Source organism: Pseudomonas sp. MF6751 (genome assembly GCF_016613265.1).
Taxonomy (GTDB): domain Bacteria; phylum Pseudomonadota; class Gammaproteobacteria; order Pseudomonadales; family Pseudomonadaceae; genus Aquipseudomonas; species Aquipseudomonas fluorescens_BV.
The window spans coordinates 224,466-238,120 of record NZ_JAENSV010000007.1 but is presented as its reverse complement, the minus strand read 5'-3'; the positions used below and the strand labels follow the sequence as shown (position 1 = coordinate 238,120).

At 60.4% G+C, this 13,655-nt stretch carries 9 protein-coding genes; 6 read left to right on the top strand and 3 right to left on the bottom strand.

Annotated elements, in window-relative coordinates; translation table 11 throughout:
• Positions 1-570 precede the first annotated feature (570 nt).
• Together JJD66_RS09470 and JJD66_RS09465 are read right to left on the bottom strand one after the other, a co-directional pair.
• Positions 571-2,136 carry a methyl-accepting chemotaxis protein gene (locus tag JJD66_RS09470; RefSeq protein ID WP_200648018.1) on the bottom strand — a complete coding sequence of 522 codons (1,566 nt, stop codon included), beginning with the start codon at positions 2,134-2,136 and terminating at the stop codon, positions 571-573.
• Positions 2,137-2,352: 216 nt separating this feature from the next.
• The gene (locus JJD66_RS09465) at positions 2,353-3,144 is read right to left on the bottom strand and encodes a CPBP family intramembrane glutamic endopeptidase (protein WP_200648017.1); all 792 of its coding nucleotides are present in this window, start codon (positions 3,142-3,144) and stop codon (positions 2,353-2,355) included.
• A 421-nt stretch (positions 3,145-3,565) separates the two neighbouring features.
• Here JJD66_RS09465 and JJD66_RS09460 point away from each other — a divergent pair, with 421 nt between their 5' ends.
• On the top strand, positions 3,566-4,426 hold the full coding sequence (locus JJD66_RS09460; protein WP_072447446.1) for a DMT family transporter: 861 nt from the start codon (positions 3,566-3,568) through the stop codon (positions 4,424-4,426).
• Between the two features lie 111 nt (positions 4,427-4,537).
• On the opposite strand, the gene JJD66_RS09455 is transcribed toward JJD66_RS09460, so the two are convergent.
• Positions 4,538-5,419 (bottom strand): DMT family transporter, encoded by an 882-nt coding sequence (locus JJD66_RS09455; RefSeq protein ID WP_200648016.1) that lies wholly within the window; start codon positions 5,417-5,419, stop codon positions 4,538-4,540.
• Between the two features lie 161 nt (positions 5,420-5,580).
• Here JJD66_RS09455 and aceK point away from each other — a divergent pair, with 161 nt between their 5' ends.
• The 5 genes from aceK (at position 5,581) to JJD66_RS09430 (ending at position 13,639) form a co-directional block, all read left to right on the top strand.
• Complete coding sequence (aceK, locus tag JJD66_RS09450) at positions 5,581-7,290, top strand: bifunctional isocitrate dehydrogenase kinase/phosphatase (protein ID WP_200648015.1); 1,710 nt, start codon at positions 5,581-5,583, stop codon at positions 7,288-7,290.
• Positions 7,291-7,408: 118 nt separating this feature from the next.
• Complete coding sequence (hrpA, locus tag JJD66_RS09445; protein ID WP_200648014.1) at positions 7,409-11,320, top strand: ATP-dependent RNA helicase HrpA; 3,912 nt, start codon at positions 7,409-7,411, stop codon at positions 11,318-11,320.
• Positions 11,321-11,527: 207 nt separating this feature from the next.
• Positions 11,528-12,649 (top strand): beta-ketoacyl-ACP synthase III, encoded by a 1,122-nt coding sequence (locus tag JJD66_RS09440; protein WP_105227714.1) that lies wholly within the window; start codon positions 11,528-11,530, stop codon positions 12,647-12,649.
• A 145-nt stretch (positions 12,650-12,794) separates the two neighbouring features.
• Complete coding sequence (locus JJD66_RS09435; protein ID WP_198714643.1) at positions 12,795-13,409, top strand: RNA polymerase sigma factor; 615 nt, start codon at positions 12,795-12,797, stop codon at positions 13,407-13,409.
• The gene (locus JJD66_RS09430) at positions 13,403-13,639 is read left to right on the top strand and encodes an anti-sigma factor family protein (protein WP_014719432.1); all 237 of its coding nucleotides are present in this window, start codon (positions 13,403-13,405) and stop codon (positions 13,637-13,639) included. The genes JJD66_RS09435 and JJD66_RS09430 overlap by 7 nt, the downstream gene beginning before the upstream one ends.
• Positions 13,640-13,655: the final 16 nt, after the last annotated feature.

The window sequence follows — 13,655 nt, the reverse complement described above, 5'->3', positions numbered from 1 at the left end:
CAGGCTGAAGCCTTGAGCTTGACTGAGTTGAATGATGGCGCGCTCTTCGACGCTGAGTTCGGAATAGGACATAGGGGCAGCACCGTACCGGAAAGGTCAGGTGTTGCACTCAGTTTTCGCGGCCGCCGTACATATGGGCGAAAGCTTCCGGGGTTTGCTGGATTGATTTGTTAGGTGATGTGCTTATGGAGTCGCAAGGTATTTTCAGTAACAGTGATTGTTGAGTGTCTGGGGACTGGAGCGTCAACTTGACCCAATACTGATTATTGTATTCGGATAGGTGCAGTGGGAGGACCCAGCCTTCCAGTGTTCTTTCGTTGTTTGATGATTTTTCAGTCCATTGCACACGTCCCATGGTTTTTGGGAATGGATGCAGGGCGCTATTTGAGTCGGTAGACCGGGACATGACGGTGTGCTCCTGTTTGACAGGTTCACACTATAAGGAGGGAGGCGTTCAAAGATTAACTGTGAGAATTGACAGTTTTATAGAACGCTTTGCGATGAAGAGATTATGAGGTAATAGCCATCTGCAAGGGGCTCACTTGTTGCAGAAAGTGAGCCCCTGACGTTCTACCGGTTAAAACGCTCCACCAGCGAGTACTGAGTATTCGCCGTATGCGTCAGCTCTTCACTCAACTGCGCCGAGTTCATCGCCTGCTCTGAGGTCTGGTCCGCCAACAACGCGATGGTGCTGATATTGCGGCTGATCTCCTCGGCCACGGCGCTTTGCTCTTCGGTGGCCGCGGCAATCTGGGTGGTCATGTCGGTGATATTGGCCACCGCCTCACTGATGCCCACCAATGCCTGGTCCGCTTCCATCACCCGCGCCACACCTTCTTCAGCCTGGCGATGCCCGGCGTCCATGGTTTGCACGGCCGCAGCCGCCGTGTGTTGCAGCTTGGCGATCAGGGTGTGGATCTGCCCGGTGGATTCGGCCGTACGCTGCGCCAGTTGGCGCACTTCATCGGCGACCACCGCAAAACCACGGCCCATCTCACCGGCACGCGCTGCTTCGATAGCGGCGTTGAGCGCCAGCAAGTTGGTCTGGTCGGCGATGCCCTTGATTACATCGACAACGCCGCCAATTTCATCGCTGTCTTTGGCCAGTTGCGTGACGGTCACGCCGGTCTCGCCAACGGCGGCCGAAAGCCGCTGAATCGCCTCGCGGGTTTCCCCGGCGATATCGCGGCCGCGACCGGTCAGGCGGTTGGCTTCCTGAGTGGCGTCGGCGGTGCGCTGCACGTGGCTGGCGACTTCCTGGGTGGTCGCCGCCATCTGGTTTACCGCAGTGGCCACCTGTTCGGTTTCCACGCGCTGGCGTTCCAGGCCGCTGGAGCTGTTATGCGCCAGGGTGTTGGATTGCGCCGCCTGGTCGTTGAGGTGCTCGGCGGTGTCCTGCAAGCGGGTAAGACAGGTCTTCAGACGCGCTTCCTGGCTGAGGATCGACATTTCCAGTCGGGCCTGGGCGCCACGGCTGTCGGTGTACATCTGCGCAATCAGCGGGTCGGACGTGGTCTGCTCGGCCAGGCGCAGCAAGCGCTTGAGGCCGCGCTGTTGCCAGCTCAGGCCCAGCAGGCCCAACGGCACCGACAACGCTGCCGCCAATGCAAAGCCCCACTGGGAGGTGAGGGTGGCGCCGATCATGAAGCTCAGTTGGCTGACCAGGATAAACGGCAGCCAGTCCTGCAGCACCGGCAGCCATTTGTCGCGCTGGGGAATCGCCGACTTGCCCTGGTTGATGCGTTGATAGAGCGCTTCGGCCCGGCGGATCTGCTCGGCGGTGGGCTTGATGCGCACCGATTCGTAGCCGATCACCTGGTTGCCGTCGAACACCGGTGTTACATAGGCGTTAACCCAGTAGTGGTCACCGGTCTTGCAGCGATTCTTGACAATGCCCATCCATGGCAAGCCTTGTTTGAGCGTGGACCACATGTGCGCGAACACCGCCGAGGGCACATCCGGGTGACGCACCAGGTTGTGCGGAGCACGGACCAGTTCGTCGCGGGTGAACCCACTGATTTCGACAAACGCGTCGTTGCAGTAGGTAATGACACCCTTGGCATCTGTGGTGGAGATCAACCGTTGCTGAGCGGGGAAGGTACGTTCGCGCTGGGTAACGGGTTGGTTATTACGCATGATTGTTCAATCCGCAAGGCTTTCAGGGGGTATCGGCCATGCTGGGTATTTATTTAACTTATTTTTGCAACAATCCTGGGAGCAGAGTGCCGACTGTGGCGAGGGAGCTTGCTCCCGCTGGGCTGCGAAGCGGCCCCAAACAACTTGCGGGCGCTACGCACCCGAGCGGGAGCAAGCTCCCTCGCCACAACAGCTCGTTCTTACAGTCGGGCAGGCTTAGCTGGCCAGCATCGGGTAGGTGAACAAGCCGAAATGCAGCAGATTCAAGCCAAAATGCGTGGCAATCGCCGCGCCCAGCCCGCCAAAGCGATACGCCAGGCCGTAACCGACCCCGGCAATACTGGCCAGCGTCACCCATTGCCAACCCGCACCACAATGCATCAGGCCGAATAACAGCGAGGCCAGCAGCAGCGCGAGGTTCTCGCCGTAGGGCAAGTGTTTGAAGCGTTGGCTCAGGCCGCCCTGAACATAGCCACGAAACAGCGCTTCTTCCACCAGCGTCACCAGCAGCAGGTTATTGAGTACCCACAGCCATGCCTGGTCCGGCCATTTCGGTGCCCAACTGATCATTCCCATCAGTGCGGCTCCACCCAATACGGCGATGGCGGTCAGGGTCAGTGCCAGGGCGGTGACGCAGATCGACAGGCGCAATGAGCGTCGCGCCACTATCCACGGGCAGGCCAGCAACAGCCAGAAGCCGATCAGGGGCTTGTCCTGGTTCAGGTACATCGAGAAGGGCACTGAGTCCGGAGTTAAACGCTGGGGCGCAATACCGCGGCCGTTATAGAAACCCGGCAGCCAGTGCATCACCAGGCCCAGGGCCAGGACGATAAACAAGCCTTGGCCCAAGTAGCGTGCCCAAGGGTTGCGTTGCTGGCGCACGGCGTACCCGGCCACCAGCAGCAGTGCGATGGAGACCGCCGCCAGTACGCCCAGTTGGCCGTAGATCAAAGCCACGACATAGCCAATGGAAAGTAGGGTGAGGTACAGCCAGGGCAAAGCAGTCATGTGAAATCCTTCGAAAAATCCGGGCGGCATTATAGCGAGTGGCCAGGTTCCAGGGCATGAAAACGCCTCCATGTACAAGGCAAGGGGGAAAGGATTGCAAAGTATGTTTGCGGCTGGTTATAGTCGTCGCGTCTTTATATCCCTTCAAAAAGATCAGCACATGCCAGCTTCCCAGCGCATAGCGGTAGTCGATTCAGCGGTCAACGCCGTGGTCGTGCCGTGCCGTGGCAAGCAGCCTGCGCAGATCAGTCATTACCCCCCACCTGTCAGTAGCACGCCGGTGTACGCAGTCGTATCACCGCCGGGTGTTGGCATTTCGGGCTGATCAGCGATTCGCTGTTGCCCGTGCCTGCCTGAAAAAACCTACTGAAATTCAGTTTTTTACTGAGTCGGCTTTTTTGCCTGATAACAGGTGGTAACCATGTCTGTGCTTTCGAAACAATCCGTGGCCGCGGCGGCCTCGACGAGCGTGTTTGTCTTGCTGTGGAGCAGCGGGGCGATCTTCTCCAAGTTGGGCCTGGCCCATGCTTCGCCCTTTGCCTTTCTGTTAATCCGGTTTGCCATCGCCCTGATGGGGTTGGTAGTGCTGGTCCCGCTCCTCAAGTTGAAGCTGCCACGTCCCGGCAAGCCGCTGCTGTATGCGGCGGCGACGGGCCTGGTCTTGCTGGGGGCCTATCAGATTTTCTATCTGCTGGCCCTGGACCTCAACGTCACCCCTGGGGTGATGGCGACCATCATGGGTGTGCAGCCGATCCTCACCGTGGTGCTGATGGAGCGCCAACGCTCCTGGCGCCGGCTGTTCGGCCTGGGGTTGGGGTTGGCTGGCTTGATCATGGTGGTGTACCAGGGCATCGGGTTGGCGGGCATGTCCCTGGCCGGGATGGTGTTCGGGCTGCTGGCGCTGGCGAGCATGACGTTTGGCTCGATCATGCAAAAGCGCATCACCGACAACCCCTTGGGCACATTGCCGTTGCAATACTTGGCCGGGCTGTTGCTGTGCGGGGTGTTTGTGCCGTTCCAGCCGTTCCACTTCGAGCACAGTGCAGGCTTTTACCTGCCGGTGCTGTGGATGGGCTTGGTGGTGTCGGTGCTGGCGACGCTGTTGCTGTATCGGCTGATTGCCCGCGGCAACCTGGTGAATGTCACCAGTTTGTTCTATCTGGTGCCGGCGGTGACCGCGGTGATGGACTACCTGATCTTTGGCAATCGCCTGGCCTTGTTGAGCGTGCTGGGAATGGCGTTGATCATCGTCGGCTTGGTCTTCGTGTTCCGTAAGAGCTGAAAAATAGCCTTGTAGGAGCGAGCTTGCTCGCGAAGAACGTCAACGATAACGAGGGCGTCCTGAATGAACAGGGCGCTCTCGGGTTTTTCGCGAGCAAGCTCGCTCCTACAGTTATTTGGCCCGGCGCAGCACCAACCACAACGCCCCGGCAATCAATACACCACCATACAGATGAGCCATGGACAGCGGCTCATCCAACAACAACGCCCCCCACAACACGCCGAACGGCGGAATCATGAAGGTCACGGTCATCGACTTGACCGGGCCGATGGATGACAGCAGGCGGAAGTACAGGATGTAGGCGAACGCCGTACATACCAGCCCCAATCCCAGCAGCGACACCCACACCTGCCAGCCGCCCCAACTCGCCGGTGGCTGGGTGATGGCGCTGAGGGCGAAGAACGGCAGCAAAAACAACGTAGCACCCAGCATACTGCCCAAGGCAGAGAGACGACTGTCCAACCCGCCGCGCTGATCCAGCCAGCGGCGCGCCAGGAAACCGGCGAAGCCATAGCAGGTGGTCGCCAGCAGGCACGCTAATGCGCCCATTAACAGTTCCAGATCAAATGCCACCGGCCCTGCGCGGGTGAGCACGGCAACACCAAGCAGACCCAAGGCCACCCCCGCTATTTTCGACGGCGTCAGGCGTTCGCTGAAAAACAATCCGCCGATCAGTACACCCATCAGCGGTGTGGTGGCGTTGAAAATCGCCGAATAACCCGCTGGCAGTACCTGCGCCGCCACCGAGTACATCGTCGCGGGAATCCCCGAGTTGATCACGCCCAGCAGCAGGACCGTCTTGAACTTGCCCTGGAAATCCCAGCTCACGCGCAGCATCGCCAGGATCACCAGTAAACCCGCGGCGGCAATCGACACGCGGAAAAACGCGGTGGGCACCGTGCCGATTTCCGGCGCGATGATGCGCATGAACAGGAAACTCGCGCCCCAGATGGCAGCCAGCCCCAGCAGATACAGGGTGTCAACAGGTCTCACGGAAAACTCCTATGCCAATCGGGCGCAGAAGTGTTGCCCAGCGGGCAGGTCGGCACAATGGCTAATTGCAGTCAGTTTGCCCCCATGCAAAATCATTCTTCTCCTGCCTCGGTTCACTGGCTAAGCTCTGGGCTTCCAGATACCCGTTCGAGGTTTCCCGCATGTCGCAGTCCGCCCTCGCTATCGCCCGGATGATCCTCGACGGTTTCGACGATTACCGTGAGCACTTCCGCCAGATCACCGATGGCGCCCGTGAGCGTTTCGAGAAGGCCCAGTGGCAGCAGGGGCAGGCCGCGTCGGCGGCGCGCATCAACCTCTATGAGGAGAAAGTCGCTGAGGTGACTACTCGTCTGCGCGCCAGTTTCGACCCTGCGGGATTGCAGGACATCGGCCAGTGGCCCTTGGTAAAAAGCGCTTATATTGGCTTGATCGACCTGCGCTTTGACGATGAGCTGTCCGAGACCTGGTACAACTCGATCTTCTGTGGCCTGTTCAGCCATGACCTGATCAGTGACGGCTGCATGTTCATCCATACCACCCGGCCTAGCCTGCGCCGGGCGCGGTCGGCGCAAACCCGTATCTACACGCCGGCCGGTAAAATAGCGGAGATGCTGGCGCAGGTCTTCTCTGACTACAGCTTCAGCGAGCCCTACGCCGACCTGCCCGCCGACCTGCGCCGCCTCGAAGCCCAGTTGCGGGAAAACCTGCCGGATTGGGTGTGCAAGGACCCGGACCTCAAGGTCGAGTTGTTTTCCTCGGTGCTGTACCGCAACAAAGGCGCCTACCTCGTGGGGCGCATCTACACCCGCGACGAACAATGGCCGCTGGTGATTCCGCTGCTGCACCGCGAAGGGCGAGGCATCCAGATCGATGCGTTGATCACCGACGAAGCCGACGTGTCGATCATCTTCTCGTTCACCCGTTCCTATTTCATGGTCGACGTGCCCGTGCCTGCGGAATTCATTGGCTTTCTCAAGCGCATCCTGCCGGGCAAGCACATTGCCGAGCTGTACACCTCCATCGGTTTCTACAAGCACGGCAAATCCGAGTTCTACCGCGCGCTGATCAACCACCTGGCCACCACCGATGACCAGTTCATCATGGCCCCCGGCGTGCGCGGCATGGTCATGAGTGTGTTCACGCTGCCGGGTTTCAATACGGTGTTCAAGATCATCAAGGACCGCTTCTCGCCGTCAAAAAACGTCAACCGCGCCACGGTGATCGAAAAGTACCGCCTGGTGAAAAGCGTCGACCGGGTAGGGCGCATGGCCGACACCCAGGAGTTCGCCGACTTCCGCTTCCCCTTGAGCAAGTTCGAGCCCGAGTGCCTGGCCGAGCTGCTGGAAGTCGCCGCCGGTACCGTCGAAGTGGAGGGCGACACCGTGCTCATCCGCCACTGCTGGACCGAGCGACGCATGACCCCGCTCAACCTCTACCTCGACAACGCCAACCCCGCTCAGGTGCGCGAAGCATTGGAGGATTACGGCCTGGCGATCAAGCAACTGGCGGCGGCGAATATCTTCCCCGGCGACATGCTGCTGAAGAACTTTGGCGTCACCCGCCACGGCCGCGTGGTGTTCTACGACTACGACGAAATCTGCTTTCTTACCGAAGCCAACTTCCGCCATATTCCCGCGCCGCGCACTCCCGAGGATGAAATGGCCTCCGAGCCCTGGTATTCCATCGGCCCGCTGGATGTGTTCCCCGAAGAGTTCCCGCCGTTCCTGTTTGCCGACGCCGGGCAACGCCGGTTGTTCGATGAGCTGCATGGCGAGTTGTACAACGCTGACTACTGGAAAGGCCTGCAGGACGCGATTCGTGCCGGCAAGGTGATCGACGTGTTCCCCTACCGCCGAAAAGACCCGCTATAACCCATTCCCTCCCTGTGGGAGCGGTTTACTCCCGTTGCAGCTCAACCGGCTGCCCGCTCGGCTGCTTTTCTGCCACACTTGCCGGCCGTGCATAAATAGATGACCGTCGAAATAGCTGATGACAGACCAAGCACCCACCATCGACCAACTGCTCAAAACCCTCGATCACGCCATGCTCGCCGACCGCCACCGCTTGCGCCGGCAGTTGCTTGAGCTGCGCAAGAAGCCCGATGAGGAGAAGCTGGCGCAGTGGGTGGCGCGCATGCAGGCATCGTGCGCCCAGGTCACGGCGCGGCGCGCCAGCCTGCCGGTGATTCGCTACGACGACAGCCTGCCGATTGCCGCCAAGCGCGATGAGATCAAGGACGCGCTGAACAAGCACCAAGTGCTGATCATCGCCGGTGAGACCGGTTCGGGTAAAACCACCCAGTTGCCGAAAATCTGCCTGGAAATCGGCCGTGGCCAGTTCGGCCTGATCGGCCACACCCAGCCACGCCGGATCGCGGCGCGCAGTGTCGCCAGCCGCGTCGCTGAAGAACTGGCCACGCCATTGGGTGCGCTGGTCGGTTACCAAGTGCGCTTCGAAGACCAGAGTGACTCCAACACCCTGATCAAGCTGATGACCGACGGCATCCTGCTGGCCGAAACCCAGAACGACCGCTACCTCGAGCGCTACGACACGATCATCGTCGATGAAGCCCACGAACGCAGCCTGAACATCGACTTCCTGCTCGGCTACCTCAAGACCCTGTTGCCGCGCCGCCCCGACCTCAAAGTCATCATCACCTCGGCCACCATCGACCTGGAGCGCTTTTCCAAGCACTTCGACGATGCGCCGATTGTCGAGGTGTCGGGCCGTACCTTCCCGGTGGACACCTGGTATCGCCCACTCACCCTGGAACAGGACGAGGAGGGCAACCGCGTCGAGGACGACCTGACCGTCGACCAGGCGATCCTCGCCACCCTCGATGAAATCGCCGCCTATGAGCGCAGCGAACGGCGCAGCCCCGGCGACGTGTTGGTGTTCCTGCCCGGCGAGCGCGAGATTCGTGACGCGGCCGACATGCTGCGCAAGGCCCAGCTCAAGCACACCGAGATTTTGCCGTTGTACGCACGGCTGTCGCCGGCCGAGCAGCAGCGCATTTTCCAGTCCCACCCGGGCCGGCGCGTGGTACTGGCGACCAACGTCGCGGAAACCTCGCTGACCGTGCCGGGCATTCGCTACGTGATCGACAGCGGTACGGCGCGCATCAGCCGCTACAGCTACCGCGCCAAAGTGCAGCGTTTGCCCATCGAGGCGATTTCCCAGGCCAGCGCCAACCAGCGTAAAGGCCGTTGCGGCCGGGTTGAGCCGGGCATTTGCGTGCGCTTGTACAGCGAAGAAGATTTTATCGGGCGCCCGGAATTTACCGACCCGGAAATCCTGCGCACCAACCTCGCTGCCGTGATCCTGCAGATGCTGCACCTGCGCCTGGGCGAGATCACCGATTTCCCGTTTATCGAACCGCCGGATGGCAAGGCCATCAGCGACGGTTTCAACCTGCTGCAAGAACTCTCGGCGGTAGACCGCAACAGCCAGCTCACGCCGTTGGGCCGCCAGCTTGCCCGCTTGCCGGTGGACCCGCGCATGGGCCGCATGTTGCTGGAAGCGGCCAAGCTGGGCAGTTTGCAGGAAGTGTTGATCGTCGCCAGCGCCATGTCGATCCAGGACCCGCGCGAGCGCCCACCGGAGCGTCAACAAGCGGCCGACCAGGCCCATGCACAGTGGAAAGACCCGGATTCGGACTTCGCCGGGTTGGTCAACCTGTGGCGCGGTTTCGAGGAGCAGCGCCAGGAACTGACCGCCAGCCCGTTGCGCAACTGGTGCCGCAAAAACTTCCTCAACTACTTGCGCCTGCGTGAGTGGCGCGACTCCCATCGTCAATTGAGCCTGATCTGCCGCGACATGCAGCTGAGCCTCAACAAAGAGCCCGCGGACTATCCGAAGCTGCATAAAGCGGTACTGTCCGGCTTGCTCAGCCAGATCGGCCAGAAGACCGAAGACGGCGATTACCTCGGCGCGCGCCAGCGTCGCTTCTGGATTCACCCGTCTTCGGGCATCGGCAAGAAGCGCCCGCAATGGCTGATGACCGCCGAACTGGTGGAAACCACCAAGCTCTATGCACGCATGGTGGCGAAAATCGACGCCGACTGGATCGAGCCGCTGGCCGGGCATCTGATCAAGAAAAACCACTTCGAACCCCATTGGGAGAAGAAGCGCGGCCAGGTGGTGGCCTTTGAGCAGATCACCCTGTTCGGGCTGATCGTGGTCGGGCGCCGGCCGGTGCATTACGGGCCGATTGACCCGGTGGTGTCCCGTGAGTTGTTTATCCGTGAAGGCCTGGTGCGCGGCGAGATTCAGTCCCGTGCCAAGTGCCTGACGGCCAACCAGAAACTGCTGGAGCAACTCGACGAGCTGGAAGCCAAGGCCCGCCGTCGCGACATCCTGGCCGACGAAGAAACCCTGTACGCCTTCTACGATGCGCGCCTGCCCGCAGAGATTCACCAGACCGCCACCTTTGACAGTTGGTACAAGGTCAACAGCCAGAAAGACCCGCAACTGCTGATCATGCGTGAAGAAGACGTACTGGCCCGCGAGGCCAGTGAAGTCACCGCCGCGCATTACCCGGACACCTTGCACTTGGGCGACCTGGCCCTGGCCTTGAGTTACCACTTCGAACCCAACCACCCCCGTGACGGCGTGACCCTGCGGGTGCCGGCGCCTTTGTTGCCGGCGTTGCCTGCCGAGCGCCTGGAGTGGCTGGTGCCGGGGTTGATCGAAGCCAAGTGCATCGCTCTGGTGCGCAACTTGCCCAAGGCGTTGCGCAAAAACTTCGTGCCGGTGCCGGACTTCGTCAAGGCCGCGCTGCAACGCATCGAATTCGGCCAGGGCTCGCTGCCCCAGGCGCTGGGGCGTGAATTGCTGCGCATGACCGGTGCGCGGGTCAGCGATGAGGCGTGGGCCGAGGCGGCGCAACAGGTGGAGAATCACCTGAAGATGAACCTGGAAGTGGTCGACGGCCAGGGCAAGTTCCTCGGTGAAGGCCGTGACCTGGCCGAGCTCACCGCACGGTTCGCCGAAGCCAGCCAGGCGGCCTTGGCCTTGCCGCAAACCGCGAAAAGCCAGCAGCCGGTGGAGGCCAAGGTGTTTGCGGCGGTGGCGGAAAAAACTCAGCAGAACATCGCCGGCCTGTCGATGACGGTGTACCCGGCACTGGTGGAAGAGAACGGCACGGTCAAGGAGGGGCGCTTCTCGACTGCCGCCGAAGCCGAGTTCCAGCACCGTCGCGCCTTGCAGCGCCTGCTGATGCAGCAATTGGCGGAACCGGCGAAATTCCTGCGCGGTAAATTGCCGGGCTTGACCGAGTTGGGCTTGATGTACCGTGAACTGGGGCGTATCGACGCGCTGGTGGAAGACATCCTGCTGGCCAGCCTCGATACCTGCGTACTTGAAGGCGAAGATAGCCTGCCACGGGACGGCGCTGGCCTGGCAGCCTTGGCTGAACGCAAGCGCGGCAGTTGGACCGAGCACGCCGAACGCTTGGCGCGCCTGACCCTGGAAGTGCTGAAGCTCTGGCACGGCCTGCAAAAACGCTTCAAAGGCAAGATCGACCTGGCCCAGGCCGTGGCCTTGAACGATATCAAGCAGCAACTGAGCAACCTGGTGTATCCAGGTTTTGTGCGGGAAACCCCGGCCCAGTGGTTCAAGGAACTGCCGCGTTTCCTCAAGGCCATCGAACTGCGCCTGGAAAAACTGCCGAGCCAGGTGCAAAAGGACCGCGTGTGGAGCAGCGAATTGGGCGGCCTGTGGGCGCAGTACCAGAACCGCCTGAACAAACACACCCAGGAAGGCAAGCGCGACCCGCAGTTGGAGCTATACCGCTGGTGGCTGGAGGAATACCGGGTGTCGCTGTTTGCTCAGCAGTTGGGCACCAAAGTGCCGATTTCCGATAAGCGCTTGAGCAAGCAGTGGAGTCAGGTAGAGCCCTGAAATTACCCCGGTTTCAGAACCGGGCAGGGCCATTGAGGTGATTGTCTGGCGCTATAGCGCCAAACCCCCGGGGTTGTGGCAAACTTCGCGGTTACAAGATTGAATAAAAGCATTGCTAGTTTGATGCCCGCTGGATGACATCAAACGACTTTAATTTTGGTACGACGGTACCAATACCTTCTGCCTGACAGATTTAGAGGAACGACCGTGCATAACGTCGTCATCAGCGGCACCGGCCTGTACACCCCGGCCAACAGCATCTCCAACGAAGAGCTGGTGCAGTCTTTCAATGCCTACGTACAACAGTTCAACGCCGACAACGCCGCCGCTATCGAACGTGGCGAGGTGCAGGCGCTGACCGAGTCGAGCGCGGCATTCATCGAAAAGGCATCCGGCATCAAGAGCCGTTTTGTGATGGACAAAGACGGCATCCTCGATCCGCAGCGCATGGCGCCGCGCCTGCCCGAGCGCAGCAACGACGAATGGTCGGTGCTTTGCCAGATGGCCATCGGTGCCGCCGAACAAGCCCTGCAGCGCGCCGGCAAGACCGCCGCCGACATCGACGGCGTGATTGTCGCCTGCTCCAACCTGCAACGTGCCTACCCGGCGATCGCCATTGAAGTCCAGGAAGCCTTGGGTATCCAGGGTTTCGGCTTCGACATGAACGTGGCGTGTTCCTCGGCCACCTTCGGCATCCAGAACGCGGCCAATAGCATCCAGTTGGGCCAGGCCCGGGCGATCCTGATGGTCAACCCGGAAGTCTGCACCGGCCACCTGAACTTTCGTGACCGTGACAGCCATTTTATCTTCGGTGATGCCGCCACGGCGGTGATCCTGGAGCGTGCTGACCTGGCGACGTCCGAACATCAGTTCGATGTGGTGAGCACCAAGCTGCTGACCAAGTTTTCCAACAACATTCGCAACAACTTCGGGTTTCTAAACCGCACGGCGGAAGAGGGCATCGGCGCCCCCGACAAGCTATTCGTGCAGGAAGGCCGCAAGGTATTCCGTGATGTTTGCCCGATGGTGGCCGAATTGATTGGCGAGCACTTGGCAGAAAACCAGCTGAGTGTGACTGATGTGAAGCGTTTCTGGCTGCACCAGGCCAACCTGAGCATGAATCACCTGATCGTGAAAAAACTGCTGGGGCGCGACGCGTCGGTGGAAGAAGCGCCAGTGATCCTCGATACTTACGCCAATACCAGCTCGGCCGGCTCGGTGATTGCGTTTCACACTTATCAGGATGACCTGCCCAAGGGCGCGGTTGCCGTACTCAGCTCCTTTGGCGCCGGGTATTCGATTGGCAGTGTGATCCTGCGCAAGCGCTGAGTGTGTGGCCGGGCGCGGTCAACTGTGGGAGCTGGCTTGCCTGCGAAGGCATCGGCTCGGTGTGCCTGAATCACCGAGTTGTCTGGATCGCAGGCAAGCCAGCTCCCACATTGAGCGTATTTCCACGGCAATATTGAGGTAATCGATGGCAGCAGCGGACGATGCGCACCTGCTTGAACGCCTGCTCAAGGGTGAGCAGCGGGCTTATAAGGATTTGGTCAACACTTACCAGAGTGCAATGCGCGCAGTGGCGTATGCCATCGTCGGCCAGCGCCATGCCGATGAGGTGGTGCAAGATGCCTGGCTCTCGGTGGTACGCAACCTGGCCAAGTTCGAAGGGCGATCGAGCCTCAAGACATGGTTATTGACGATCACTGCCAACTCCGCAAAGAGCCGTTACAAACAAAATCGTCGGGAAGTCCTTCTCGACGATTTGCCCTCACCCCACGGCACCATTGGCGATGACCGCTTCAGCCCGGATGATGGCCATTGGGCTGTCGCCCCTTACGCTTGGCACCAGGACACCCCGGAAGCGCTGCTGACCGAAGATGAACTGCGCAGATGCCTGGAGCATACGATTCTGAGTTTGTCCGAATTGCAAAGCAGTGTGCTGGTCCTGCGTGAGCGCCAGGGCCTGGAACTGGAAGAAATCTGTAATCTTCTGACCCTTTCACTCTCCAACGTCCGTGTGCTGTTGCATCGAGCGCGGCTTAAAGTCTTCGCCACGGTGGAGCATTTTGAGGAAACGGGCGAATGTTGACCTGTAAAGAACAAGTAGCGCGTTCCAGTGACTATCTCGATGGGCAATTGACCTTTCGGGAGCGTCTGCTGGTGCGTCATCACTTGATGTTTTGTCCGAACTGCCGGCGCTTTATCCGTCAGATGCGCCTGATGCAGGCAACGCTCAAGCGTATGCCGCAGGAGCCGGTGGAGGGTGTTGATGCGCTGGCCGAACAACTGGCCGCCGAGCGGCGTAAAGACATCATGTAGGAGCGAGCTTGCTCGC